Raw genomic sequence first — 24098 nt, 5'->3', positions numbered from 1 at the left:
GCGGATGTTCGCGCGTATACTATCCCCGATATCCTTTTAGACACACTCGCTATCCTTCGCGCCAGCAGCGGTCAATAAGGGATGACCGCTAAAATGCAGGTCATGGCGGCGGTTCGCAGATCGATCGGTCGCCATGAGGAGCCGGCGCTGTCCGCCGGTCCGCTGTGGTGGAGGTCCCAAGATGCCCCTGCAAATGCCTGTTCCGGTCTCCGTGAATACCGCCTGCCTCATTCACATCGTCGACGGCGATCTGCTGTCGCGCAGCACGCTCTCGCGGGCATTGGGTGCCGTCGGCATCGCCTGCCGCGTCCACAGCACCGGCGCCGACGCGCTGGCCGTGTTGGGCACCGCCTCCTCCTGCATCGTCCTGCGCAGCGACCTGCCGGACATGACCGCCATCGAATTCATGGCCGAGGCCTCGCTGCATGGCCATGACCTGCCGGTTCTGATCGTCACCGAACAGGGCGACGTCGACGCCGCCGTGGCCGCGATGAAGGCCGGGGCGTCCGACTGCATCGCCCGGCCCTTCGCCGTCCCGGCCTTCCTGGATCGGCTGCGGGCCTGCCTGGCGTCCGGCACCCCCCATGCCGAGCAGCGCGACCGCAGCCGCGACGCTGTCCGCCGGCTCACCCTGCTGAGCCGCCGTGAGTCGGAGGTGCTGGAACTGATCGTCGAAGGCAAGCAGAGCAAGACCATTGCCTGGGAACTGGGCATCAGCATCAAGACGGTGGAGGTCCACCGCGCCCGCATCATGGAGAAGACCGGCTGCCGGTCCATCGTCGGGCTGGGCCGCTTGTGGGAAGCGGCGGAGATGCTGCGCGGCCGCGACCTGCCGCGTGTGTTGCCCATCCGCCAGCCGGCGATGATGGAAGCGATCGCGTCCTGACAGCCCATCCGGGTGCGGTTTTCCGGGCGGACTGACATTGCCGGGACCGGAGCTTCGAAAATCGGTACCGGCCAGGTCCTTCTCGTTGGGATCGGCGGCCAGAGGATTGTAAAGTTCTGGAGAAGAGCAACCAGAACGCCGACAGGAGCGGTCCGATGTTCCCCGACCATGGTCACCGTCGCATTTCCGTGGCGTCGCCCGACGATACCGCCACGGCGCGGCGGATCGCGGCGGAGCGGGCTGACGGCGTACTGGCTGCCGAAGAGGCCGCCCGTTTGGACAGTCTTGTGGCGGCGCTGTCCGGATATGTGCTGGGCCGTCCCGATGGGACGCTGCTGATCGCCCGCATGCGGTCCGGAGCCGGCGTCGAGTGCCTGGCATACGACCGCGATCCTGCAACGGCCGAAGAACTGCCGACGGACGCGGCCCAAGGGTTAGGCGCCGATCTGGAGGCGGTGCGGCGGTTGGCCGACCGTTTCCATATCCATGCCACGCCGGGCATCGGGTCGGCGCTTCTGGTCCGCGTGCTGCGCCCCGGTGCCGACGATTCGCCGCACGCCGACGCCATGGCGGAGGTCGGAGCGGTGATGGTCGGGCGGCAGGATGGCGAAACCGCCCTGCGCGAGCCCTTCCTCGACCATTGGTTCGTCCGATGTTCCGCCGCCCGCGGGCCGGACGGCCCCTGCGGGATCGCGCTGATGATCGACGGCGAAACCGAGCCGGATGACCAGGCAGCCGATCAGGCGGCCGGGGGCGGCGGTGAGGATGCGCGGTCCGGGCCGTTCACCAGGATGACGCCGGAGGTGATCGCGCAGGTCGAGACGGTGGTCGCCGCCACTGTGCCCGATCTTCCCGCGCCCGTGGTTGTCAACGCCATCCGGCGCGATCTGAGGGTTCGGCCCGAACTGGGACTATCCCATGATCCGGTCCTGAAGCAGATCGGCCGGTCCGCCCTGGCGATCCTGCGATTCGACGGCAAGGCGGTCGATTACACGGCGCTCGGCACCCTGGCCGGCGCGGTGGTGCGCCCGCAGGAGATCCTGGCTCTCGGTGCCCGCTGGGCAATGGTGGGCTTCAATCCGCTGGCTCCGGCGTCGGTCCATCTGCTGTGGGGGCCGGGCGATCATGTCGTGTTGTATACCAGCGGCTGCGCCCGGCTGCCGGCCCTGTTCATCCATCGCAACCTGCACAAGGTCGATCCCACCCTGACCGCACTCGTCCTGCTGCGCGACGGTGCCGTGCGCGATGATGACCATACCATCCTGGTCCTGCGAAACCGGGCCGACCGGGTACCCGCCTCCGCCGGCTGAGCGTCCCTCAGCGGCGCCAGCCTTGCGGGCCGCCTTGGTGTTCCCACGCATGCGGGGCGCCGTTATGGTCCCAGCCCCTCCTGTGGTCCCATCCGCCCCGGTTGTCCCACCCCCTGCGATTCTCCCACCCGCGGCCGCGCCAGCCGCGGTCGTCGTCCCATGAGCGATAGCGGTAGCCGGGTTGCACGACGACCGGCGGCGGAACCGCATACATGGCCGGAGGCGGCACCACCACGGTCCCGCCATAGGCTGGATAATAGGGGTCGTATCCACCCGTGGCGACGCAGCCCGACAGTGCGGCGGCGCTCGCGGCCAGGAGCAGGGCGGTCAGGATCTTGGGGCTGGCGATGCTCAAGGCCTTGCTTTCCATGGTGCAGAGACCGGAATCGGCGGTGAAGCCGGTCATCGGTACAAACACCCAAACCCAGCCGGATATTCCATACCCCTTTGGCGTCTATCCGTTCGCCCGGCGCTTCAGGGGGGCGCTTCAGGGCGTCATCGATCATGGATCGGGATGGATGAAACATGAACTATGAATTTAACATATCCTGTGGACGCCGCCATCCTGCGCTTCGACTTCTTCTCCATCCTTGAAGGCGAGGCCATCATGAAAGCCATCGGTTACCGCAAGACCCTGCCCGTCACCGACGCCGACGCGTTGATCGACGTCGAGATCGCCCGCCCGACTCCTGCCGGCCGCGACCTGCTGGTCCGTGTGGAGGCGGTTTCCGTCAATCCCGTCGACACCAAGCTGCGCCGCAACGCCGCTCCCGCCGATGGCGACCTGCGCATCCTGGGCTTCGACGCCGCCGGCGTGGTCGAGGCGGTCGGGCCGGATGTCACCCTGTTCCGCCCCGGCGATGCTGTCTTCTATGCCGGCTCCATCGACCGCCCCGGCACCAATGCGGAGTTCCATCTGGTCGACGAACGCATCGTCGGCGCCCGTCCGGCCAGCCTGAGCGTGGCCGAAGCGGCCGCCCTGCCGCTGACCGCCATCACCGCCTGGGAAATGCTGTTCCACCGGCTGGGCCTGCCGCGCGACGGTGGAGAAGGAAAATCGCTGCTGATCGTCGGCGGGGCCGGCGGTGTCGGTTCCATCGCCATCCAGCTGGCTCGCCGGCTGAGCAAGGTCCGCGTGCTGGCCACCGCCTCTCGCCCGGAAACGGCCGACTGGGTGCGCGAGTTGGGTGCCCATGACGTGATCGACCACAGCCGGCCGATGGCGGAGCAGGTGAAGGCGCTGGGGCTGTCCGGCGTCGATTACATCTTCTCCACCAACGCCACCGACCGCCATTTCCAGGATCTGGTGGCGCTGGTGGCGCCGCAGGGCCATATCGGCCTGATCGACGACCCCGAGCCCATCGACGTCCGCCTGCTGAAGCGCAAGAGCGTCTCGCTGCATTGGGAGCTGATGTTCACCCGCCCGCTGTTCCAGACCGACGACATGATCGCCCAGCATGAGCTGCTGACCGAGGTGTCGCGTCTGGTCGATGCCGGCACCCTGCGCACCACGCTGACGGGAACGCTGGGCCGCATCGACGCCGCCACCCTGCGCAAGGCCCATGCCCTGATCGAATCGGGCAAGGCCCGCGGCAAATTGGTGCTGGAAGGATTCTGACCGGCCGGCTCGACCCGCTGCTCACCCCGCCAGGGCGAGCGGCGGGCGGGCGGGGTGCATGGTCGACAGGCTGTCCAGGATGAAGCCGACCAGCGGTTCGGCGAGGCGGCGGTTGCGCGGCGTCTCGCCGAATATCGCCATCTCGACATTGCCCAGTTCGGGAAGTCCGTCCTCCACCCCCAGCCTGCGCACACCCTCCGGTATGGAGGATTCGCTCAGCACCGCGACGCCCAGCCCGGCGCGGACGGCGGCCTGAACCCCCATGACGCTGCCGCTGGTGTAGACCACCCGCCAGGAGCGTCCGGCCTCGCCCAGCGCCGCCAGCCCGCGGTTGCGGAAGACGCAAGGGGCTGGCAGGGCGCAGAAGGGCAGGGGGCCGTCGTCCGGGATCTCCAGCCCAGGGGCCGCGACCCAGCGCATCGGCTCGGTCCAGATGCCGCGTCCCCGGTTGTCGCCCGCATCGCGGCGGGAGATGACGAGGTCGAGCTCACCCGAATCCAGTGCCGAGACCAGGTCGCCGCACAGGCCCACCCGCACGTCGATGTGCAGGCGCGGGTGCAGCCTGGCGAACCGGCGCAGCACATGGGGCAGATGGTCGGAGAGGAAATATTCGGCCACGCCCAGCCGAAGCTCGCCTTCCGCCGCCGGTTCGGCGAAGCGGCGCACCGTCTCGTCGTTCAGGTCCAGCAGGCGGCGGGCGTAACCCATCAGCAACTCGCCGTCATGGGTCAGCGCCAGCGACCGGCTGGTGCGCTCGAACACCCGACGGCCGAGCGTGTCCTCCAGCTTCTTGATCTTGACGCTGATCGCCGACTGGGTGCGGCCCAGCCGCTCCGCCGCCGCGGTGAAGCCGCCGGCCTCCGCCACGGTGACGAAGGCGCGCAGCGCGTCGATCTCCAGGTCGGGCAGGGACATCGGGGATACATTCTGATTTATGATCGTTGGCTATATTTCTATCTTGGAATTGCATCGATGGCGAGCGGCGCATTGGGACAAGCGGCGGCCGGGCCGTTGAAGCGGGGCGGGGGCGTTCTCATTGTCAGCCCTCCGGGCCTCGCCGCCCGGATGCCTGACGATTCTGAGGAGTGAGACGTCCGATGACCCGTTTTTCCGCGCCGGCCCGCAGTTTGGTCCTCGCATTTGCCGCTGCGGCGCTGCTCGCCGGCTGTCAGATGCCGGGCCTCACGCCGCCGCCGCAACAGACCGCCGCCCTTCCGCCGCCGGCAGTGCCCAAGCCCCCGCCCGAGGCCCGCGGCATCTGGATCGTCGGGAGCCCGGCCCTGCGCGGCACCATCGATCAGGCGGCGGTGAAATATGCCGGCGGTCCCGACACCAAGCCGCGCCTGGACGCCCGCGGCACCGCGACCGGCTTCCGTGCCTTCTGTGGCGGCGTCGGGCTGGACCATCCCGACATGGTCGCCTCCGACCGTCCGATCAGCGCCGCCGAGTACCAGCGCTGCCGCGCCGCCGGCATCACGCTGACCGAGTACGGCTTCGGGCCAAAGCGCTTCGTCTATGTCAAGGACGCCCACATGATGGCGGTCCCCGGCGTGAACGACTTCGTCGCCAGTTGGGGCCAGAGCGGCAAGCCGGTCAGCGCGCCGACCGCTGGAAGCTGAACGGCGGAGAGCCGAAGGGGCAAGGCTTCACCGCCATGTCCCGCATCGAAGGGCCGCTCCGTGAGCGGCCCTTTCCGTTTTCGCGGACATCGGCGCGACGGCGGGAGAGCAAGGCACTTAATTTGATGGAACAAAATCCAATATAATGGAATCATGAGCGGTCGCCTGCGGTACCGCATCGGCAAACCCAGGAGCCGGAGAACCGAATCATGACACGCGATATACGAGCGGCCACGGACGCCGATCTTCCTGCGATCGTCGCCATCCTGAACGAGGCCATCCTCAACACCACGGCGGTGTGGAGCCTGACGCCGACCACGCTGGAGCAACGCCGCGCCTGGATGGCGGAGCGCAAGTCCAAGGGCATGCCCGTTCTGGTGGCCGAACTCGACGGTGCGATCGTCGGCTTCGCGTCCTACGGCGAATTCCGGCCGTGGGAAGGGTACAAGCACACCGTCGAGCATTCGATCTATGTGGATTCGACGGTGCGGGGCCGGGGGATCGGGCGGGGGCTGCTGGCCGCCCTGCTGGACGATGCGAAGCGCAGCGGCAAACACATGATCGTCGCGGGCATCGAAGCGGAAAATACCGCGTCGATCCGTCTGCATGCCGCCTTTGGTTTCGTCGAAGCCGGTTGCATCCGTCAGGTCGGCCGCAAGTTCGACCGCTGGCTCGACCTTCTGTTCCTGCAAAAGCAGTTGGCCGGGTGACCGCTCACCCCGCCGCGAACAGCCCGCCCTCGTCGGAAGCATCGGCTGCATCGTCTGCATTGGGGTCGCCCAGCGCGGTTTCCCAGCCCAGCGACGGCAGGGCGATGGCGCGGGTGTTGCCCAGGCCGCTGCGGCTGGCGATGAAGCCGCGCTGTTCCATGTAGGTCAGCAGGCGGCGTCCGCGCCCCTTCGACCGGCTGCCGCAGGCCCGCGCCACATCGGCGTCCGACGGGCAGGGTGCATGGTCCAGGGCGGCGCGGGCCAGCAGCAGGAAGACAGGCTGGATGTCCTCCGCCAGGGTGGCGGCGACCTCCGTCGCGCGCTGCCAGGCGGGATCGTCGCCGCTGCCGGCCCCGGCGCGGGCGGTGGCCAGACGGCGGCGGAAGGCGGGAAGGGCCAGCCGGTCGCCATCGACCCCCCGGCCCCGGCAACGCACCAGGAAATCCTGGTACAGCACCGCCAGCGAGCGGTAGGGCGCCTCCGGGTCGGCCAGCACCTCGGCCAGCACCGCCTCGTACTGGGCCTCGCGCTCGGCGGCCTGTTCGGGTGTTTCCTGCGGCTCCAGCGGCAGCAGGGCGGGCTGTTCGGCGGCGCTGTCGTCGAGAGAGGGCGGCGGAGCGGCGGGGCGGCCGCGCGCCAGCTGCGCCATCAGGTCGGCGCTGGCCGAGGTGGAGGGGCGGCGCACGTAGCGCGGCGGCTCCGGCCCGGTCGTGGTGAAGATCAGGTCGCGGGCATCCTCCACCGGTGTGGCGGGAGGTGGCATCAGCGTCGGGCTGCCGGTGCGGCCCTGGGTCTCCACCGCACCGATGCGCAGCGGCAGCGGCCGGCGCGAGAGTGCGGGGCCGAGCGCGATGAAATGCCCGCGCTCCAGGTCGCGGAACATCTCCGCCTGCCGGCGCTCCATGCCCAGCAGGTCGGCGGCACGCGCCATGTCGATGTCGAGGAAGGTGCGGCCCATCAGGAAGTTGGACGCTTCGGCGGCGACGTTCTTGGCCAGCTTCGCCAGCCGCTGGGTGGCGATCACCCCGGCCAGCCCGCGCTTGCGCCCGCGGCACATCAGATTGGTCATGGCGCCGAGCGAGACCTTGCGCGCCTCGTCGGACACCTCGCCGGCGGCGGAGGGGGCGAACAGCTGCGCCTCGTCCACCACCACCAGCATCGGATACCAGAAATCGCGGTCGGCATCGAACAGCCCGCCCAGGAAGGCGGCGGCGTGGCGCATCTGCATTTCCGCGTCCAGCCCTTCCAGGTTCAGGACGACGGAGACGCGGTGCTGGCGCACGCGGGCGGCGACCGATTGCAGCGCGGCCTCGCTGTGTTCGTCGGCCTCCACCACCACATGGCCGAAGCGTTCGGCCAGCGTGACGAAGTCGCCCTCCGGGTCGATCACCGCCTGCTGCACCCATTGGGCACTCTGTTCGATCAGCCGGCGCAGCAGGTGCGACTTGCCGGAACCGGAATTGCCCTGGACCAGCAGACGGGTCGCCAGCAGCTCCTCCAGGTCGAGCGTCGCGGCGCTGCCCGCGTTCGTCGCCCCCATGTCGATGCCGACCTTCATCCCGCTCGCCTCCCGCTCACCCGAACCGCCCCCATGATCGGCGGGGGCCTTCCTATAGCGCAGGCGGGCGCGGTGATACGAGGATTCGATTCGGGACCGGCGGGGCGCCGGGGGCATGACAAGGCGGCGTCGCGGTCATGAAACCGCAAACAAGCTCTGTTATAAGCAAGCGCCGGTCTTGTGTCGGATCGGCGCTGGCGGACCGAGCGATGACTGTGCTGACCACAATAGAAGCCGGGACAAATGCCGGAGCCAGAACCGGGGGGCCCGACAGCGACTGTGCCGAGCCCTATGGCGCGCGCCGGATTGCCGCCCGTCCGGGTCAGGGCGAGGCGGCTGTGTTCGATTGGGCATCGGCGGTCGGTGCCCTGCGCTATGCCTTCCAACCCATCGTCCAGCTGCGGTCCGGCCGCTGCCATGGCTATGAGGCGCTGCTGCGCGGATTCGAGCGCACCGGCTTCGCCAATGCCGGAGAGCTGCTGGATGCCGCCGAGGCCGCCGGACTGCTGGCGACGGTGGAGACGGCGCTGCACGCCAAGGCGGTTGCCGCCTATCGCGCGCTGTCGGGATGGAACGAGGCGAAGCTGTTCCTGAACCTGGACGCCCGGTTGGTCGGCCGGCCCGACTCGCCCTGGCTCGCCCGCGACCCGGCCGCCGCCCGCAACAGCGGCATCGTGCTGGAGCTGTCGGAAAGCCGCCCGGTCACCCGCGGCGTTGCGGTGGATGCGGCGGTGGACCGCTATCGCCAGAGCGGGGCCGGCATCGCCATCGACGATTTCGGCGTCGGCCATTCCGGCCTGCGCACGCTGTACGAGGCGCGGCCCGACTATGTGAAGATCGACCGCTTCTTCATCGCCGGCATCGATGCGGATTCGCGCAAGCGGGCCCTGGTGGCGGCGCTGGCCGGCCATGCCCATGCGCTGGGCATCCAGATCGTGGCGGAGGGGGTGGAGACCGCGACCGAGTTCTACACCTGCCGCGATCTCGGCTGCGACTTCGCCCAGGGCTTCCTCATCGCCCGGCCGCGGGTGGATTTGACCGGGCTGCCCAACCGCTATGCCATCGTCGAGGATCTCAACCGCCAGGACCGGCGCCAACCCAGCGAGTCGCACCGCCGCCTGTCGGAGGTGATCGAACGGCTGCCGCCGCTGCGGGTCGATTCGCGGAAGACCGAGCTGCTGGATTACTTCCGCGGCGACGGCAGCGCCGCCATCGCGCCCATCGTCGATGAGCATGACCGGCCGCTGGGCCTGATCCGCGAACGCGACCTGAAGCGCTTCGTCTATTCACGATTCGGCGGGGAGCTGCTGCGCAACCGCGGCCTGGGCAATGGGCTGGACGATCTGGTCATCCGCTCGCCGGTCTGCGACATCTCCACGCCGCTGGACCGGGTGATCGAAGCATTCTCCACCGAATCCGCCGCCGATGGGATCGTGATCGTGGAGGGTGGCGCCTATGCCGGCGTGCTGTCGAGCGGCGCGCTGCTGCGGCTGGTGCATGAGCGCAATCTGGCGATGGCGACCGACCAGAACCCGCTGACCCGGCTGCCGGGCAATGCGGCGATCCTGCGCCACATCGAAGGGGCGCTGGACGATGCGGGGCGCGGCCATGTCCTGACCTATCTGGATTTCGACAACTTCAAGCCCTTCAACGACAATTTCGGCTTCCGCCAGGGCGACCGCGCCATCCTGATGTTCAGCGAGCGGCTGAAGGCCTGGGCCGGCAGCGCCGGGGCGGCCATCGACGCCGACGCCTTCGCCGGTCATATCGGCGGCGACGATTTCTTCCTGGGCGTCAGCGGCGGGGAGGAGTGCGAGGTGCTGGCCCGGCTGGTGGAACTGCTGGCCCTGTTCCGCTCCGACGCCGAAAGCCTGTACGACGCCGAGACGCGGGTCAGCGGCGGCTTCCTGGCGAAGGACCGCTATGGGGCGCTGCGGCGCTTTCCGTTGCTGGCCGCCAGCGGGGTGGCGGTGGTGATCCCGCCCGGCTGCCACGGCCTGACCCCCGACGCCATCAATGCCGCCATAGCCGATCACAAGGCCGCCGCCAAGGGGGCGGAAGACAAGCTGTGCGTGGTGCGGCTGGCGTGAGGGAGGTGGCGGCGCGGGAGTGCTCCCCCACTCACGCATAATCCCGGAAGCTCTCCGCCGTCGCGCGGTCGTAGCCCTGGCTGGCGCGCAGCAGCTGCACCGTGTAGGGCTCGCGCGCGGCACCGCGGCGCAACTCCTCCACGCTCATCTCCTCCACCAGCCGACCGCGGTTCATCACCGCCAGCCGGTCGCACAGATTGGCGACGACGGCGAGATTGTGGGTGACCAGCACCAGGGTCAGGCCATGCTCCGCCCGCAGCCGGCGCAGCAGGTTCAGGATCTCTGCCTGCACCGAGACATCGAGCGCCGAGGTCGGCTCGTCCAGCAGCAGGACGCGCGGCTCCAGCACCAGGGCGCGGGCGATGGCGACGCGCTGGCGCTGGCCGCCCGACAGCTGGTGCGGGTAGCGGAAACGGAAGGCGGGGCCGAGACCGACGTCGCGCAGCACCCGGTCGATGCGGGCGTCGGCATCGCCCAGCCCATGGATGGCGATGGGCTCGGCCAGGATGCGGTCCACCGTGTGGCGCGGGTGGAGGGAGCCGTAGGGGTCCTGGAACACCATTTGGCAGAGCTTGTAGAAGCCCTTTTGCCGTTTCGGTCCCTGGTCCGCGCCGGCGACGGCGATGCGGCCGGTCCACTCGTCGTTCAGGCCGCTGACCGCGCGCAGGACGGTGGATTTGCCGGAACCCGATTCACCGACCAGCCCGAAGCTCTCCCCCTCGCGCACCGACAGGGTGACACCGTCCACCGCCGTGACGGTATCGGTGCCCTGGCCGAAGCGGACCCGCAAATCCCGGATGTCGATCATGGTCATCGCCCCTCCAGCCAGGCCGGATCGCGGCTCAGCACCGGCAGGTCGCCGGGCGGCTCGTCGATCCTGGGCAGGCTGGCCAGCAGGCCGCGGGTGTAGGGGTGCTGCGCCGCGTGCAGCTCCGACGCGCGGCAACTCTCCACCACCCGGCCGGCATACATGATCAGGATGCGGTCGCAGAAGGAGGCGACGAGGTTCAGATCATGGCTGACGAAGATCATGCCCATGCCGCGCTGGGAACAGAGGTCGTCCAGGATCGCCAGCACCTGCATCTGCACGGTGACGTCGAGCGCGGAGGTCGGCTCGTCGGCGATCAGCAGGTCGGGATCGGGGATCAGCATCATCGCGATCATGATGCGCTGGCCCATGCCACCCGACACCTCATGGGGATAGCGGTCATAGACCCGCTCCGGATCGCGGATGCGCACGGCGGCCAGCATCTCCAGCGCGCGGCGCTTGGCCTCGGCGGCACCGGCCCTGCTGTGGACGCGATAGGCCTCGGCGATCTGGCGGCCGACGGTCATCACCGGGTTGAGCGAATATTTCGGGTCCTGCATCACCATGGCGATGCGCCGGCCGCGGATGCCGCGCATGCGCTTGGCCGAGGCCGTCAGCAGATCCTCGCCGTTGAAGGCAAGCCGGTCGGCGGTGACGCGCCCCGGTGGCGGCACGAGGCGCAGGATCGAGCGGCCGGTCATCGACTTGCCGGAGCCCGACTCGCCGACGATGCCCAGCTTCTCCCGCCCCAGGGTGAAGGAGACGCCGCGCACCGCCTCCGCCTCGCCGGTGCGTGTGGGGAAGGCGACGCGGAGGTTGGAGACGTCCAGCAGGGGTGTGTTGTCCGTCATCTTCAGTCGCCCTTCGGGTCCAGCACGTCGCGCAGCCCGTCGCCCAGCAGGTTGAAGCCCAGGCTGACGATGAAGATGGCGAGACCGGGCATGGCGGCCACCCACCATTGCTCCAGCACATATTGCCGGCCATTGGCGATCATCGCCCCCCATTCCGGCAGCGGCGGCTGGGCGCCGAGACCGAGGAAGCCCAACCCGGCCGCGGTCAGGATCACGCCGGCCATGTCCAGCGTCGTCCGCACGATCAGCGAGGCGACGCACAGCGGCATGATGTGGCCCAGGATGATGCGCAGGCTGGAGGCGCCCTGCAGCCGGGCGGCGCTGATGAAGTCGGCGCGGCGGACGGTCAGCGTCTCCGCCCGCGCGATGCGGGCATAGGGCGGCCAGGAGGTGATGGCGATGGCGATCACCGCGTTCTCGATGCCGGGGCCGAGCGCGGCGACGAAGGCAAGCGCCAGGATCAGCTTGGGAAAGGCCAGCGCGATGTCGGTGATGCGCATCAGCACGGTGTCGACCCAGCCGCCGAAATAGCCGGCGACCGTGCCGATCACCAGCCCGGCCAGCGGCGCCGTTGCCGCCACCAGCGCCACGATCATCAAGGTCAGCCGCGCCCCATGGATCAGGCGGGAGAGGATGTCGCGGCCGAAGGCGTCGGTGCCCAGCCAATGGGCGGCGCTTGGCGGCAGCAGCCGGCTGTTCAGATCCTGGGCATAGGGGTGGTGGGGCGCCAACAGCGGGGCGAATGCGGCGACGACGACCAGGGCCAGCACGATCAGCAGCCCGGCGACGGCCAGCCGGTTGCGGCGGAAGGCGGTCCAGCCGGCCCAGGCGCGGCCCAGCCGGGCCTGCGCGCGGGACTGCGGGGTGTCGGTGGTCAACCAGTCCCGCCAGCCGGCGGGCCGGTGGGCGAATGGGGGGTCGGTGCGCGCGGTCATCGGGCCCTGGGATCCAGAAGGCGATAGAGCAGGTCGCACAGCAGGTTCAGCGCGATGAAGACCGCGCCGACCACCAGCGTCCCGCCCAGCACCGCGTTCATGTCGGCGCTGAGCAGCGAATTGGTGATGTAGAGCCCCAGCCCCGGCCAGGCGAACACCGTCTCGGTCAGCACCGATCCCTCCAGCAAACTGGCATAGGACAGGGCGATGACGGTGATCAGCGGCACCGTGATGTTGCGCAGCGCATGGCCCCAGACCACGCGGGTCTCCGACAGGCCCTTCACCCGTGCGGTGGTGATGTATTCCTGGCGCAACTGGTCCAGCATGAAGCCGCGCGTCATCCGCGCGATGTAGGCGACGCAGTACAAGCCGAGGATGGCTGACGGCAGAACCAGATGCCCCACGGCGTTCCAGAAGATGTCGGTTTCGCCGGCCAGCAGGGCGTCGACCGTGACGAGGCCGGTCACCTGATCGACCATCCCTTCATAGAAGATATCGACCCGCCCTGGTCCCGGCGCCCAGTCCAGCTTGGCGTAGAACAGCAGCAGCGCCATCAGCCCCAGCCAGAAAACCGGCACCGAATGGCCGAGCAGACCGAGCAGGCGGATGGCATGGTCGGGCCAGCGCCCGCGGTTGACGGCGGCGAACACCCCGGCGGGGATGCCCAGCACCGCTCCGACGATGGCGGCGACCGTCGCCAGTTCCAGCGTTGCCGGGAAGACGCGCAGCACATCCTCCAGCACCGGGCGGGAGGTCAGCACCGAGGTGCCGAGGTCGCCTTGCAGCACGTCGCCGACATAGCGCAGGAACTGCTGCCACAGCGGCAGGTCGAGGCCCAGCTGCGCGCGCATCTGCGCATAGCTTTCGGCATTCGCCCGATCGCCCAGAGCCGAAAGCACCGGGTCGATCGGCACGACGCGGCCGATCAGGAAAGTGACCAGCAGCAGGCCCAGCAGGGTCACGGCCACCGTGACCAGCAGGGCGAGGCCGCGTTTCAGCGTAGGCAAGAGGACTCCCTCGCGGTTGGAGCGCCAAGGGAATCACAGTCGGAGCTTTGTGCAAAGCCCGTCAAGGGCATAGGGGAGTATGGGGAGCTGGGTGCTGTGGATGCGCCGCTTGCCCCCTCCCTATCCCTCCCCCGCGTTCCGCGGGAGAGGGGATTGGATGCCAGGTAGCGTGACGATTCGCAAAAGAGCGGCGGAGTTCCCTCTCCCGCTTGAGCGGGGGAGGGTTAGGGAGGGGCATCCGTCGCTTGAACTTAACCCTCAGCTCACCAAGTCCCCGCCGGGCTGGGATCGCCATGGGCGCCGGCGGCCGGTTCGTGGTGGGCGAGCCAGCGCTCGGCCTCCAGTGCAGCCATGCAGCCCATGCCGGCGGCGGTGACGGCCTGACGATAGACCTTGTCCTTCACATCGCCGGCGGCGAAGACGCCGGGGATGTTGGTGGCGGTCGAATCGGGCACCGTGACGATGTAGCCCGCCTCGTCCATCTCCACCTTGCCCTGGAAGATGCCGGTCGCCGGCACATGGCCGATGGCGACGAAGACGCCGGCCACCGGGATGACGCGCTCGTCGCCCGACTTGACGTTCTTCACGCGCACGCCGGTGACGGCGCGCGGGTTGCCCATGGTGCCGTCGCCCTCGCCGACGATCTCCTCCACCGTGCTGTCCCACACCACCTCGATCTTCGGGTGGCGGAACAGGCGGTCCTGCATGATGCGTTCGGCGCGGAAGCTGTCGCGGCGGTGGATGACCGTCACCTTGCTGGCATGGTTGGTCAGGTACAGCGCCTCCTCGACGGCGGAGTTGCCGCCGCCGATGACCGCCACCTCCTTGCCGCGGAAGAAGAAGCCGTCGCAGGTGGCGCAGGCCGACACGCCGAAGCCGCGGTAGATCTCCTCGGTCGAGATGCCGAGCCAGCGCGCCTGGGCGCCGGTGGCGATGATGACGCTGTCGGCGGTGTAGGTGTCGCCGCTGTCGCCCTTGCAGACGAAGGGGCGCTGCGTGAAGTCGACGTCGGTGATCAGGTCGAACACCATCTTCGTCCCGACATGCTCCGCCTGCTTCTGCATCTGCTCCATCAGCCAGGGGCCCTGGATCGGATCGGCGAAGCCGGGGAAATTCTCCACATCGGTGGTGATCATCAGTTGGCCGCCCGGCTGCATGCCCTGGACCATCAGCGGTTCCAGATTGGCGCGCGCGGCATAGATGGCGGCGGTGTAGCCGGCCGGGCCGGCGCCGATGATGAGGACCTTGGTGTGGTGCGTGGTGGCCATGGGTCTGATCCCGCAGTGATCGGCAGAAGGGAGTTTGCGATTGGAACGGTTCTAGAAACCGAACATATGGTCGAGGCTGAAGGCGCTGTCACCGGCCGCAAGGCAGCCATGGTAGCCGAACAGGCGGCAGGTGGTGTCACGGATCAGCACATAGGCATGCTCACCCGCCGCCAACCGTTCGGCTTCCGTAAACATCTCGCGATACCGCCAGTAGTGCGAACCGCCGCAGGGAATCGCCAACCGCTTGCGTACCACTTCAACGCCGTCGCGCCGCACCAGTATCAGGTTGGTGTCGGACAGGGCATGCCACGGGGTCGAGGCAGGATAGACAAGATGGCAGAGCGTGTCCCACGGGTCGGTGCCCAGCCGCAGGAACAGGCGGGTCGACAGGCCGGGCGGGCGGCCATGGTAGCTCTGCGGTTCGTCGCGATAGATCATCGCCATATTGAACATGTGGCTGCCGAAGCTGGTCTCCGCCACATGGCCAGTCGTTACGTCCTCGTAACGGACCAGCGCATGCAACCATCCGTCGGCCATCGTTCCGGCTTCGAAATCATAGACCAGTTCGACATGGCCCCAGCCGTCGCCCCCAAATTGGTCGACGACAGCCCTGTCGGCGACCAGCCCCGTCACGTCCAGCGCCACGCTGTCGGAGCGCTTGAGGTTGCCGAAGCGGTGTTCCGCCACCGCGGCGCCGTTGCGGTCATAGACGACGGCCTTCACCGGCAGTTCGGTCTGCGCGGTGCTCATCGGCGTCGGCAGCAGGATGGTGCGCCAACGGCCCATCGGCAGCAGCGGCGCCGGCAGGATGTGGCCCTTGCCGACCACGCCCTTGTCCACCGCGCCGCCGGTCAGCAGCGGCAGCCTGGGGTCCGGCTTCAGATCGGTGCGCTCCACATTGGCGTGGGCCATGCGGCGGCGGCCATCGGCGGCGACGATCTCATAGCGCGGGCGGACGAAATGCTTGCCGGCCTGCACCTCGAACTGTTGCGGCCAGCGGGCTTCGGGGAACAGGCTGGCGGTGTCCAGTTCGACGGTGGCGAAGGCCGGGACCGTCCGGTCCAGCGTCCGGATCTCCGCCGAGCCCATCAGGTTCAGCCCGACGGCGCCGGCCGGGATCGGCGTGGGGTGGCTGTTCTGGATCCACAACGACACCCGCTCTCCCTCGCGCGGGGCGGGCAGGCCGGCATAGAGATCGGCCGGCCAGGCGTTGGCGTCGTGGGTGCAGGACAACACCGTCTCGTCGTCGCCATAGGTGTCGAGCGCGTATTTGACCACGTCGTGCCCGGCGGCGCCGATGACGTGCAGAAACAGCGAGCCGCAGAAGGGGGCGAGGCCGAAGCGCTCGCGCACCTGCCGGCTGTCGATCACCACGGTGCCGTCGGTCGGCGGCATCGGCTCCGTCCAGTCGGCGATCGGGCGGCCCTCGCCATCGAACAGGCAGGCCCACAGCCTGGTGCCCTTGGCGCCGTAGCGCGGCCAGTAGTTGGCCGACACCACGCGGGTGTGATGGCCGTCGCCGTCGCGGAACCAGGCGAAATTGGTCGCCCAATTGAACTTCGACAGGTAATGGCCGGGGTCGTTCAGCATGTCTTCCGGCACGCGCATGGCGTCCAGCGAGACGACGCCGGCCTGTTTCGGGATCAGATGCGCGATGTGGCCTTCCAAGCGCTGCGAATCGAAGGCGACGATGAAGACGGTGCGGGCGCGGCTTGACGGCAGGTCGGTCACCGGGCGGGCGGCATGGCCGAACACCTCTTTCCCCACCTGCTCCACGTCCTGGACATAGATGCCGCACACCGGCACCGCCGACAGGTCATAGAACTCCGCCAGCCCCGAGAGCAGGCCCAGCGGGTCATAGACGGCCACCGGGCCGTACGAGGCCAGCCGCGATATCAGGATCGCGGCCTTGGGCGCCGCCAGCGGATGGCCCACCGCCTTGAAGAAGCTGGAGCCGCCGGTGACGTTGGAGAAGGTCTCGATCCGAAGGGGCATCAGGGCACACACGCGCGATAGCAAAGCCAGGGCGTCGGTTATAGCCCCTTCGACAGGGCAGGCGACAGTGATTTGCAGGCGGCTGCGATTTGTCGGAACGCCCCCCCTTGTCAAAGAGCGAGTTTCGATATATCTAAAATTTCGTTATATCGAAACTGCATCGAGAGAGGGTTCCATGTTTCGGCATCTGTTTCACTGCCAGGGGCGCCGCTTCTCGCGCCCGGACTTCGACGACGAGGCGCCGGACGGGCGCGGCCGCCATGGGTATCGCGGCGGCTGGGAAGGCTCCGGCGGCGGCCGGGGGGGTGGCTTCGGGGGTGGTCGGGGAGGGCGGGGAGAGCGCCGCGTCTTCGACCACGGCGACCTGCGCCTCGTTCTGTCGTGGCTGATCGCGGAGAAGCCGCGCTCCGGCTATGACCTGATCAAGACGATCGAGGAGATGGTCGGCGGCGCCTACAGCCCCAGCCCCGGCGTCGTCTACCCGACGCTGACCCTGCTGGAGGAGCAGGGCCACATCCGCATCGGGTCGACCGAAGGCAACAAGAAGCTCTACGAGATCACGCCCGAAGGGACGGAGGCGCTGAAGGCGGCGGAGCCCGCCGTTGCCGCGGTGCGCGAACGGATCGCCCACGCGAAGGCCCGGCAGCAACGCGAATCCTCGCCGCAGATCGTCCGCGCCGTCGAGAACTTCAAGCTGGCCCTGCGGTTGCGCCTGTCGCGCGGCGACCTGACGGCGGAGCAAACCCAGGCCATCGCCGACGCCATCGACGCCGCAGCCCGCGCCGTCGAACGGATCTGATCGCGGAGGAGACGAAGACCATGATCGTATCGAGCGCCCGCATCGCGACCCCCAACGGCCGCCGCTACATGACCCAGCTGTGCAAGCACTGGGCGCACAAGTTCGAGGTCGCTTATGACGAGAACCAGGGGCTGGTGCCCTTCTCTCCCGACCGCCGCTGCCGGATGGCGGCGGATGCCGAAGGGCTGACGCTGACCATCGAGATGGAGGATGCCGAACAGATGGAGCGCATGCAGGCAGTGGTCATCGACCATCTGAAGCGCTTCGCCTTCCGCGAGGATCTGGGGGAGGTGGCCTGGACGGCCGGATCGTGACACCCGCCCCGCCGGGCGTGCCGTGTGTTCGGAAGGGCTTTTCCCGAGTCTGTCTGCGACAAATCCTGTTGTGAATTCCCGCTTCCAAGGTGTAGAACGCTTCTTAACCAACAGGCGGGAATGGGTGAGATGTCGGCGTTTCCACCTTCGGACCGGTCCGAGGCCGGTGCCGCCGGGAACCGCCGGTCCCCTTGCTGCAGTGGCAGGCACAGTCAGAACACCGGGAGTCGCTCGTGATGCTCCGCATCTCCAAGAAGCTGATGTTCGCCATCGAGGCGGTCCTCGACATCGCCTACAACGCGGGCACCGAGCCGGTGCAGTCGGGAGAGATCACCCGGCGCCAGGGTATCCCGAAGCGTTACCTGGAGCAGGTGCTGCAGCAGCTGGTGCGGGAAGGCGTGCTGGCCGGTGTGCGGGGCCCGCGTGGCGGCTATCGGCTGGCGCGCGAGCGGCGGCGGATCACGCTGGGCGAGATCGTGCGGGTGGTCCGCTCGATGGAGACAGCCACGGATCCCATCGAAGAGCCGGCGGGTTCCGTCCTGGGCCATCAGGTCGTGCGTCCGTTGTGGGGAGAGTTGCAGGAGGAATGCATGGCCAAGCTCGACACCATCACGGTCGAGGATCTGTGCATGCGCGCGCGCCAGGCCGGGGTGGAGAGCGAGACCGAGGACCGGATCGACTTCACGATTTGACGCTCCGGCTGGCGCTTCGACTGCGATCAGCGGGATCGCACGGACGGCCCGCCGACCCCACTTCCCGTTTGACAGGCCATCCGCGCTGGATAATGCTCGGCCTGGGGTGTTGAACTTACACATAACACAAATCTTAGAGGTGGAATCATGGCTGCACCCGAATTCCGTGGCAAGATCTATGACAGCATCCTCGACACGATCGGCGCCACGCCGCTGGTGCGGCTGAACCGCCTCGCCGAGGATGCCGGGGTCAAGGCCCAGATCATCGGCAAGCTGGAGTTCTTCAACCCGCTGGCCAGCGTCAAGGACCGCATCGGCCGCGCCATGATCGATGCCGCGGAGGCCGCCGGCACCATCGCCCCCGGCCGCACGACCCTGGTCGAGCCCACCTCCGGCAACACCGGCATCGCGCTGGCCTTCGTCGCCGCCGCCAAGGGCTACAAGCTGATCCTGACCATGCCGGAAAGCATGTCGGTTGAGCGGCGCAAGATGCTGAAGCTGCTGGGTGCGGAACTGGTGCTGACCCCGGCGTCGGAAGGCATGAAGGGCGCCATCCGCAAGGCCGAGGAGATCCTGGCCGCCGATCCGAACGCCTACCTGCTGCAGCAGTTCAAGAACACCGCCAACCCGGCTGTCCACCGCGCCACCACGGCGGAGGAGATCTGGAAGGACACCGACGGTCAGGTCGATTTCCTGATCTCCGGCGTCGGCACCGGCGGCACTCTGACCGGCACCGCCGAGGTCCTCAAGTCGCGCAAGCCCAGCTTCAAGGCGGTGGCGGTGGAGCCGGAGGACAGCCCCGTCCTGTCCGGCGGCATGCCGGGCCCGCACAAGATCCAGGGCATCGGCGCCGGCTTCGTTCCCGACATCCTGAAGAAGGAACTGATCGACGAGGTGGTGCGCATCTCCAACCAGCGCGCCTTCGAAACCGCCCGCAAGGTCGCCCGTCTTGAAGGCGTTCCGGTCGGCATCTCGTCGGGTGCGGCGCTCGCCGCTGCGCTGGAGGTCGGCGCCCGTCCGGAGAATGCGGGCAAGCAGATCGTCGTGATCCTGCCGTCCTTCGCCGAGCGTTACCTGTCGACCGCCCTGTTCGAAGGGCTGGAGTAACCGCCGACGTTGCGGAGCGGGGGCGACGCCGCTTCCGCTCCGCAGCCTATCCGCGAAATTCCGGTGCGAAATTTGACGGAATTGGCGGTTCGCGCTACTCTTCCCGGCAACAGCAAAGCCTTCGCCGTCCGCGCCGCCGGGGAGTGACCGCCATGTCGGATGTGACCGCCGCCACCTATGTTCCGAACCTGTCGAGCAGCGCCTTCTCGCAGCTCAAGGGGCAGACGACCAAGGTCGGCGCCGACGGGGCCAATGCCGACACCCAGACCTTCACGGTCAGCAAGGCCGGCGAGTTCAATTTCAAGGTCAACAACACCTTCACCAACGTCGAGATCCGCAACGACCGGAACGAGGTGGTGACGACCATCCGGTCGAAGGAATCGGCGTCGGACGCCACCGCGCGGCTGGGGCCGGGCACCTACACGGCGACCATTTCGCAGGCCAACCGGGCGGCCGGCGTGCGCGATTATTCGTTGGACGTCACCGAACGGCAGAACGTCCTGGTGACGGGTGCCGGCGCAACGCTGAAGGGCACCGCCCAGCCGCCGGGCAACGGCGATACCGGCGTGCAGAAGCACACCTTCAACGTCCTGCAGGGCGGCAACTTCACCGCCAACATATCGCTTCCCAACACGCGCTGGGCGATGATGGACAAGGACGGCAAGGTCGTCGCCGCCAGCGACTCGGGCAAGCCCGATTCCCAGCAGACCTTCCTGCAGAAGCCGACCTACAAGCTGGAACCCGGCCAATACACGATGGTGGTGGTCCCGCCGTCGAGTTTGAAGTCGCCGACCGATTTCATGATGAACCTCGTGCCGCGCAATGCGGATCTGTCCGAGTCGGGAGCGAACCAGGAAAGCGCCATATCCAAGACCCTGCGCGAGCGGCAGACCCGGCTGCGGCAATGGGCGTCCGAAGCGAAGCCCACCTCGACCAAGGTCTGACCGCCTTCGCGATGCCGGGCGGCTCCGCGTGTCGGAAAATGCCGCATCGAATGTTGCTGCAACGGCGCGTCCTTGCGCTATGCTGCCGGCCATGGACTTCACGGACACCCAGCTTCACCGCTATTCCCGCCACATCGTGTTGCCGGAAGTCGGCGGCATCGGGCAGGAGCGGCTTCTGCGATCCAAGGTGCTGGTCGTCGGCGCCGGCGGCCTTGGCGCGCCCCTTCTCCTTTATCTGGCCGCGGCCGGCGTCGGCACCATCGGCATCGTCGATGACGACACGGTGGACCTGTCGAACCTGCAGCGCCAGGTGATCCACGACGAATCGACACTCGGCCACCCGAAGGTGGAGAGTGCCGCCGCCCGCATCCATGCGCTGAACCCCGATGTCCGGGTGGAGGCCCACCGGATGCGGCTGAACCGCGACAATGCGATGGACCTGATCGGCCGCTACGATCTGGTTGCCGACGGGTCGGACAATTTCGCCACGCGCTTCCTGCTGAACGACGCCTGCTTCCTTGCCGGGAAGACGCTGGTGTCGGCGGCGATCTTGCGATTCGATGGCCAGCTGAGCACCTTCAAGGCCCATCTCGGCGCGCCGCACCCCTGTTATCGCTGCCTGTTTCCGGAACCGCCGCCGCGCGGCACCGTGCCGTCCTGCTCGGAAGGCGGGGTGTTGGGGGCGCTGGCCGGTTTCGTCGGCTCGCTGCAGGCGACGGAGGTGCTGAAGGAACTGCTGGGGTTGGGCGAGAGCCTGTCGGGCAGCCTGCTGATGATGGACACGCTCTATGCGTCCTATCAGCGCATCGCCATCAAGCGGGATCCCGACTGCGCGCTTTGCGGCGATCATCCGACCATCCACGACCTCTCCGCCCACTGACGGGCGCGACGGGAAAGACGGGAGGCGGCCCATCATGTCCACCACCATGTCGCAGTCCTCGGCCGAGAGCACCTCGGCCCTGTCGATCGTCCTGTTCGCCGGCGGCTTCGACCGGGTCCATTACGCGCTGGTGATGGCCAGCGCCGCGGCGGCCACCAACCGCAAGGTCACGCTGTTCTTCACCGGCCGTGCGCTGCGCGCCCTGGTGCATGAGAGCGAGCCGGGGGTGCTGGGCTGGCACGACCTGGACCCCGCCGACGACGGCAGTTCGCCGGTGGCGCGCGACCGCTATTTCGCCACCCACGGCCTTGCCACCTTCGAGGAACTGCTGGAGGCCTGCGTCGCATTGGGGGTGACGGTGATGGCCTGCGAGATGGGGCTGCGGGCCCTCGGTCTGCCGCCTGGCGTGCAACTGCGTGCCGACGTGCCGGTCGCCACCGGCGGCGTCGTCACCTTCCTGAACGACGCGCCGAAGGGCGGCGCCATGCTGTTCATCTGACACCAGTCTCCGAACCTGTTCATCCGATCTGGCGGAAAGACCATGAATGACAACCGCGAGATCCTCGACCTCGCCAACCGTTTCGAGTCGATTGCCACCGACGGGTTCGAAGGGCGTCCCTACCGGACGGCGCTGGCCGGCCTCGCCCGCCATGTGCGGAGCCATGCCGGGCTGGCGCCGCAGGTTGCCCATGTCCTGGGCGTCATGATCCGCCTGATCGGCGAAAGCGATCCCGAAGGCCGTTTCGCCGCCAAGATCGCCATCCTGCACGAGGCTGTGGAGTTGCTGACGGAGGGCTGACGGGCGGGGTGGATCAGCCTTGAGCAAGGTGCGGGGCTGCCATGCGTCACGCCGGAGCGGGTCGCCCCGTCATGGGGGCGATGACACTCCAAACGAGGATGCGAACCATGGCTTTCCGTTTCACCGTCGCCACCGATGCACCGTCCCTGTTTGCCACGCTGTACGCCACAGCCAAGACTATCCGCGGCAGCGGCCTGCCGACCGGCTTGATTCATCTGATCGACCTGCGCGTGTCGCAGATCAACGGCTGCGCCTATTGCATCGACATGCACAGCAAGGAAGCCCGCCACGACGGCCAGTCGGAACAGCGCATCGCCTCCCTTGCCGAGTGGGAGCGGTCGGATCTGTTCCTGCCCGACGAACGCGCCGCTTTCGCCTGGGCCGAGGTGCTGACCCGCGCCCAGCATGACCGCATCGACGCAGCCTATCGGGAACTGCAACGCCATTTCAACGCCGAGCAGATCGCCCAACTGACGGTGACGGCGGCGCAGATCAACGCCTGGAACCGCATCGGCATCGCCCAGCATATCGAGGGCACCGCCGTGGGGATGGCGGCGTGACGGCGCTGGCCGATCCGGACACCGCGCTCGCCGCCTTCGCGGGCGAGCGGGCGCGGCTGCGCGCCCTGGCCTACCGGCTGCTCGGCTCGGTGGCGGAGGCGGAGGACACGCTGCAGGACGCCTGGCTGCGCTGGTCCGCAGTGGCGCCCGGCAGCGTCGGGTCGGCCCCCGCCTTTCTGACGACGCTTGTGACCCGGCTGGCGCTTGACCGGCTGCGTTCCGCCCAGGTGGCGCGGGAGCGCTATTACGGGCTGTGGCTGCCCGAACCGGAGGTCGCCGCCTGGGCCGACGGGGCTGACGAGGGACCTGAGTGCGAGTCGGTGCCGATCGCGATGCTCCTGCTGCTGGAACGGCTGGCGCCGGACCAGCGCGTGGTCTTCGTCCTGCGCGAGGCGATGGACCTCGATTACACGGAGATCGCGGCGATCCTCGGCAAGTCGGTGGAGGCCTGCCGCCAGATCATGCGGCGTGCCCGCAACCGGCTGAACGAACCCTCCGAATCCCGCGCCGATGCGGATGCCGGACGCCGTCTGGCCGATGCCTTCGCCGAGGCCAGCGCCCGGCGCGACTATGCCGCCATCGTCGCCCTGCTGTCGAACGATGCCCAGTGGCTGAGCGACGGCGGCGGCATGGTGCGGACGGCGGTCAATCCGCTCTTCGGTGCCGAGCGCATCGCCCGCTTCCTGCTGGGCGTTCAGCGCAAGCGGGGCGTCGGGTTCGGCTTCGTGCAGGTGCGGGTGAATGGCGGACCGGGGCTGCTGGCCGAACTGGGCGGCTCCTTCCGCAGCGTGCTGGCCTTCGACATCGCAGATGGCCGCATCCGGCGGATCTACCAGATCGCCAACCCGCAAAAGCTGAAGCATGTGGCGGGCTTCGGAGAGACCGGCGTCCAATAGGGAAAAGCGGCAGGGCTCATGGCCGACCCTATGCCGTCGCCTCGTCCAGCCAGCGGTCGAGTGCGGTCAGGTCGACCGGGCGGGACAGGATGGGAAAGGCGGCATTCTGCAGGCGGGGGCCGGTCATCAGGATGCGCGTCTGCGGGTAAAGCATCGCCGCCAGTGCCGCGGCCCGGTCGCCCTCGTCGCCTTCATGGTGCAAGGGCAGCAATGCGACCACCGGCGCCTCCGCACCGATGATGGTCAACGCCTCCAGCGCATCGTCGGTCTGCGAAACCTGGAAACCGCGGCCGGAGAGATGGCCTGCCAGCGCCTCGCGCTGGATGCGGTCGGCATCGGCAACCACGGCACGGCGCCCGCCATAGCCCGGCATCCCGATGTCGGCGTCGATGCTGAAGCTCACGTTTCCCCTCCGTCCATCATGTTTTTTTTATGGACGGCAAGAAGTATGC

Annotated in this window: 26 protein-coding genes; 16 read left to right on the top strand and 10 right to left on the bottom strand. The window is 68.3% G+C overall.

Translation table 11 applies throughout. The annotated features are described in order from the left end of the window. The first annotated feature begins 181 nt into the window (after positions 1-181). Together A6A40_RS10735 and A6A40_RS10730 are read left to right on the top strand one after the other, a co-directional pair. Positions 182-886, top strand: a complete 705-nt coding sequence (locus tag A6A40_RS10735) for a response regulator transcription factor (RefSeq protein WP_063635391.1) — start codon at positions 182-184, stop codon at positions 884-886. Positions 887-1041: 155 nt separating this feature from the next. Further along, on the top strand, positions 1042-2196 hold the full coding sequence (locus A6A40_RS10730) for an ATP-binding protein (RefSeq protein WP_063635390.1): 1155 nt from the start codon (positions 1042-1044) through the stop codon (positions 2194-2196). Positions 2197-2203: 7 nt separating this feature from the next. Here the strand turns inward: A6A40_RS10730 and A6A40_RS10725 are convergent, their stop codons facing one another. Then, positions 2204-2602, bottom strand: coding sequence for a hypothetical protein (locus tag A6A40_RS10725; protein WP_063635389.1), 399 nt, complete (start codon positions 2600-2602; stop codon positions 2204-2206). 201 nt (positions 2603-2803) lie between these two features. Here A6A40_RS10725 and A6A40_RS10720 point away from each other — a divergent pair, with 201 nt between their 5' ends. Continuing rightward, the gene (locus A6A40_RS10720; protein ID WP_063636230.1) at positions 2804-3814 is read left to right on the top strand and encodes a zinc-binding alcohol dehydrogenase family protein; all 1011 of its coding nucleotides are present in this window, start codon (positions 2804-2806) and stop codon (positions 3812-3814) included. A gap of 21 nt (positions 3815-3835) precedes the next feature. Here the strand turns inward: A6A40_RS10720 and A6A40_RS10715 are convergent, their stop codons facing one another. After that, positions 3836-4729 carry a LysR substrate-binding domain-containing protein gene (locus A6A40_RS10715; protein ID WP_063635388.1) on the bottom strand — a complete coding sequence of 298 codons (894 nt, stop codon included), beginning with the start codon at positions 4727-4729 and terminating at the stop codon, positions 3836-3838. A 182-nt stretch (positions 4730-4911) separates the two neighbouring features. Here A6A40_RS10715 and A6A40_RS10710 point away from each other — a divergent pair, with 182 nt between their 5' ends. Both A6A40_RS10710 and A6A40_RS10705 read left to right on the top strand, forming a co-directional pair. Further along, entirely contained in the window at positions 4912-5433 is a 522-nt protein-coding gene (locus tag A6A40_RS10710) for a substrate-binding domain-containing protein (RefSeq protein ID WP_063635387.1), read from the top strand. Positions 5434-5642: 209 nt separating this feature from the next. After that, positions 5643-6143, top strand: coding sequence for a GNAT family N-acetyltransferase (locus A6A40_RS10705; RefSeq protein WP_063635386.1), 501 nt, complete (start codon positions 5643-5645; stop codon positions 6141-6143). Between the two features lie 4 nt (positions 6144-6147). Here A6A40_RS10705 and A6A40_RS10700 read toward each other — a convergent pair whose 3' ends face one another. Beyond that, complete coding sequence (locus A6A40_RS10700; RefSeq protein WP_063635385.1) at positions 6148-7701, bottom strand: ATP-binding protein; 1554 nt, start codon at positions 7699-7701, stop codon at positions 6148-6150. Positions 7702-7910: 209 nt separating this feature from the next. Here A6A40_RS10700 and A6A40_RS10695 point away from each other — a divergent pair, with 209 nt between their 5' ends. Then, on the top strand, positions 7911-9791 hold the full coding sequence (locus A6A40_RS10695; RefSeq protein ID WP_063635384.1) for a GGDEF domain-containing protein: 1881 nt from the start codon (positions 7911-7913) through the stop codon (positions 9789-9791). Positions 9792-9822: 31 nt separating this feature from the next. On the opposite strand, the gene A6A40_RS10690 is transcribed toward A6A40_RS10695, so the two are convergent. The 6 genes from A6A40_RS10690 to A6A40_RS10665 form a co-directional block, all read right to left on the bottom strand. Further along, positions 9823-10599, bottom strand: coding sequence for an ABC transporter ATP-binding protein (locus A6A40_RS10690; RefSeq protein ID WP_199275899.1), 777 nt, complete (start codon positions 10597-10599; stop codon positions 9823-9825). A 2-nt stretch (positions 10600-10601) separates the two neighbouring features. After that, positions 10602-11450 (bottom strand): ABC transporter ATP-binding protein, encoded by an 849-nt coding sequence (locus tag A6A40_RS10685; RefSeq protein ID WP_063635382.1) that lies wholly within the window; start codon positions 11448-11450, stop codon positions 10602-10604. 2 nt (positions 11451-11452) lie between these two features. Then, on the bottom strand, positions 11453-12385 hold the full coding sequence (nikC, locus tag A6A40_RS10680) for a nickel transporter permease (protein WP_063635381.1): 933 nt from the start codon (positions 12383-12385) through the stop codon (positions 11453-11455). Then, a complete protein-coding gene (locus A6A40_RS10675; RefSeq protein WP_063635380.1) occupies positions 12382-13392 on the bottom strand; it encodes an ABC transporter permease in 1011 nt (336 codons plus the stop codon). Before A6A40_RS10675 ends, nikC begins: the two co-directional genes overlap by 4 nt. Positions 13393-13655: 263 nt before the next feature. Beyond that, entirely contained in the window at positions 13656-14660 is a 1005-nt protein-coding gene (trxB, locus tag A6A40_RS10670; RefSeq protein WP_063635379.1) for a thioredoxin-disulfide reductase, read from the bottom strand. 51 nt (positions 14661-14711) lie between these two features. After that, positions 14712-16655 carry a hypothetical protein gene (locus A6A40_RS10665; RefSeq protein WP_063635378.1) on the bottom strand — a complete coding sequence of 648 codons (1944 nt, stop codon included), beginning with the start codon at positions 16653-16655 and terminating at the stop codon, positions 14712-14714. A gap of 175 nt (positions 16656-16830) precedes the next feature. Here A6A40_RS10665 and A6A40_RS10660 point away from each other — a divergent pair, with 175 nt between their 5' ends. The 10 genes from A6A40_RS10660 (at position 16831) to sigJ (ending at position 23646) form a co-directional block, all read left to right on the top strand. Beyond that, positions 16831-17454, top strand: a complete 624-nt coding sequence (locus tag A6A40_RS10660; protein ID WP_063635377.1) for a PadR family transcriptional regulator — start codon at positions 16831-16833, stop codon at positions 17452-17454. 20 nt (positions 17455-17474) lie between these two features. Next, positions 17475-17768, top strand: a complete 294-nt coding sequence (locus A6A40_RS10655) for a DUF2218 domain-containing protein (protein ID WP_063635376.1) — start codon at positions 17475-17477, stop codon at positions 17766-17768. 236 nt (positions 17769-18004) lie between these two features. Beyond that, complete coding sequence (locus A6A40_RS10650) at positions 18005-18460, top strand: RrF2 family transcriptional regulator (RefSeq protein ID WP_063635375.1); 456 nt, start codon at positions 18005-18007, stop codon at positions 18458-18460. Between the two features lie 147 nt (positions 18461-18607). After that, positions 18608-19567 carry a cysteine synthase A gene (gene cysK, locus A6A40_RS10645; protein WP_063635374.1) on the top strand — a complete coding sequence of 320 codons (960 nt, stop codon included), beginning with the start codon at positions 18608-18610 and terminating at the stop codon, positions 19565-19567. Positions 19568-19719: 152 nt separating this feature from the next. Next, the gene (locus A6A40_RS10640; protein WP_063635373.1) at positions 19720-20511 is read left to right on the top strand and encodes a hypothetical protein; all 792 of its coding nucleotides are present in this window, start codon (positions 19720-19722) and stop codon (positions 20509-20511) included. A gap of 91 nt (positions 20512-20602) precedes the next feature. After that, positions 20603-21391 carry a HesA/MoeB/ThiF family protein gene (locus A6A40_RS10635; protein ID WP_063636229.1) on the top strand — a complete coding sequence of 263 codons (789 nt, stop codon included), beginning with the start codon at positions 20603-20605 and terminating at the stop codon, positions 21389-21391. Between the two features lie 34 nt (positions 21392-21425). Then, on the top strand, positions 21426-21890 hold the full coding sequence (locus A6A40_RS10630; RefSeq protein WP_108546650.1) for a DsrE family protein: 465 nt from the start codon (positions 21426-21428) through the stop codon (positions 21888-21890). A gap of 42 nt (positions 21891-21932) precedes the next feature. Next, the gene (locus A6A40_RS10625; RefSeq protein WP_063635372.1) at positions 21933-22190 is read left to right on the top strand and encodes a hypothetical protein; all 258 of its coding nucleotides are present in this window, start codon (positions 21933-21935) and stop codon (positions 22188-22190) included. 107 nt (positions 22191-22297) lie between these two features. Continuing rightward, the gene (locus A6A40_RS10620) at positions 22298-22750 is read left to right on the top strand and encodes a carboxymuconolactone decarboxylase family protein (protein WP_063635371.1); all 453 of its coding nucleotides are present in this window, start codon (positions 22298-22300) and stop codon (positions 22748-22750) included. Beyond that, complete coding sequence (gene sigJ / locus A6A40_RS10615; RefSeq protein ID WP_063635370.1) at positions 22747-23646, top strand: RNA polymerase sigma factor SigJ; 900 nt, start codon at positions 22747-22749, stop codon at positions 23644-23646. Before A6A40_RS10620 ends, sigJ begins: the two co-directional genes overlap by 4 nt. Before the next feature lie 28 nt (positions 23647-23674). Here the strand turns inward: sigJ and A6A40_RS10610 are convergent, their stop codons facing one another. Beyond that, on the bottom strand, positions 23675-24049 hold the full coding sequence (locus tag A6A40_RS10610; protein WP_063635369.1) for a response regulator: 375 nt from the start codon (positions 24047-24049) through the stop codon (positions 23675-23677). Positions 24050-24098 lie beyond the last annotated feature (49 nt).

This window comes from Azospirillum humicireducens, from assembly GCF_001639105.2.
GTDB lineage: Bacteria > Pseudomonadota > Alphaproteobacteria > Azospirillales > Azospirillaceae > Azospirillum > Azospirillum humicireducens.
Note: the sequence above shows the minus strand (reverse complement) of the source record. Positions and strands in the feature narration are given on the sequence as shown.

What these genes read in the sequence shown, in the direction of transcription:
- A6A40_RS10665 (WP_063635378.1), bottom strand. Translation starts at nt 16,655, where the DNA reads ATGCCCCTTCGGATCGAGACCTTCTCCAACGTCACCGGCGGCTCCAGC.
- A6A40_RS10690 (WP_199275899.1), bottom strand. Translation starts at nt 10,599, where the DNA reads ATGATCGACATCCGGGATTTGCGGGTCCGCTTCGGCCAGGGCACCGAT.
- A6A40_RS10640 (WP_063635373.1), top strand. Translation starts at nt 19,720, where the DNA reads ATGTCGGATGTGACCGCCGCCACCTATGTTCCGAACCTGTCGAGCAGC.
- A6A40_RS10685 (WP_063635382.1), bottom strand. Translation starts at nt 11,450, where the DNA reads ATGACGGACAACACACCCCTGCTGGACGTCTCCAACCTCCGCGTCGCC.
- A6A40_RS10625 (WP_063635372.1), top strand. Translation starts at nt 21,933, where the DNA reads ATGAATGACAACCGCGAGATCCTCGACCTCGCCAACCGTTTCGAGTCG.
- A6A40_RS10660 (WP_063635377.1), top strand. Translation starts at nt 16,831, where the DNA reads ATGTTTCGGCATCTGTTTCACTGCCAGGGGCGCCGCTTCTCGCGCCCG.
- A6A40_RS10710 (WP_063635387.1), top strand. Translation starts at nt 4,912, where the DNA reads ATGACCCGTTTTTCCGCGCCGGCCCGCAGTTTGGTCCTCGCATTTGCC.
- A6A40_RS10730 (WP_063635390.1), top strand. Translation starts at nt 1,042, where the DNA reads ATGTTCCCCGACCATGGTCACCGTCGCATTTCCGTGGCGTCGCCCGAC.
- cysK (WP_063635374.1), top strand. Translation starts at nt 18,608, where the DNA reads ATGGCTGCACCCGAATTCCGTGGCAAGATCTATGACAGCATCCTCGAC.
- A6A40_RS10630 (WP_108546650.1), top strand. Translation starts at nt 21,426, where the DNA reads ATGTCCACCACCATGTCGCAGTCCTCGGCCGAGAGCACCTCGGCCCTG.
- A6A40_RS10695 (WP_063635384.1), top strand. Translation starts at nt 7,911, where the DNA reads ATGACTGTGCTGACCACAATAGAAGCCGGGACAAATGCCGGAGCCAGA.
- A6A40_RS10635 (WP_063636229.1), top strand. Translation starts at nt 20,603, where the DNA reads ATGGACTTCACGGACACCCAGCTTCACCGCTATTCCCGCCACATCGTG.
- nikC (WP_063635381.1), bottom strand. Translation starts at nt 12,385, where the DNA reads ATGACCGCGCGCACCGACCCCCCATTCGCCCACCGGCCCGCCGGCTGG.
- A6A40_RS10700 (WP_063635385.1), bottom strand. Translation starts at nt 7,701, where the DNA reads ATGAAGGTCGGCATCGACATGGGGGCGACGAACGCGGGCAGCGCCGCG.
- A6A40_RS10650 (WP_063635375.1), top strand. Translation starts at nt 18,005, where the DNA reads ATGCTCCGCATCTCCAAGAAGCTGATGTTCGCCATCGAGGCGGTCCTC.
- A6A40_RS10735 (WP_063635391.1), top strand. Translation starts at nt 182, where the DNA reads ATGCCCCTGCAAATGCCTGTTCCGGTCTCCGTGAATACCGCCTGCCTC.
- A6A40_RS10705 (WP_063635386.1), top strand. Translation starts at nt 5,643, where the DNA reads ATGACACGCGATATACGAGCGGCCACGGACGCCGATCTTCCTGCGATC.
- A6A40_RS10655 (WP_063635376.1), top strand. Translation starts at nt 17,475, where the DNA reads ATGATCGTATCGAGCGCCCGCATCGCGACCCCCAACGGCCGCCGCTAC.
- A6A40_RS10715 (WP_063635388.1), bottom strand. Translation starts at nt 4,729, where the DNA reads ATGTCCCTGCCCGACCTGGAGATCGACGCGCTGCGCGCCTTCGTCACC.
- A6A40_RS10620 (WP_063635371.1), top strand. Translation starts at nt 22,298, where the DNA reads ATGGCTTTCCGTTTCACCGTCGCCACCGATGCACCGTCCCTGTTTGCC.
- A6A40_RS10720 (WP_063636230.1), top strand. Translation starts at nt 2,804, where the DNA reads ATGAAAGCCATCGGTTACCGCAAGACCCTGCCCGTCACCGACGCCGAC.
- A6A40_RS10725 (WP_063635389.1), bottom strand. Translation starts at nt 2,602, where the DNA reads ATGACCGGCTTCACCGCCGATTCCGGTCTCTGCACCATGGAAAGCAAG.
- trxB (WP_063635379.1), bottom strand. Translation starts at nt 14,660, where the DNA reads ATGGCCACCACGCACCACACCAAGGTCCTCATCATCGGCGCCGGCCCG.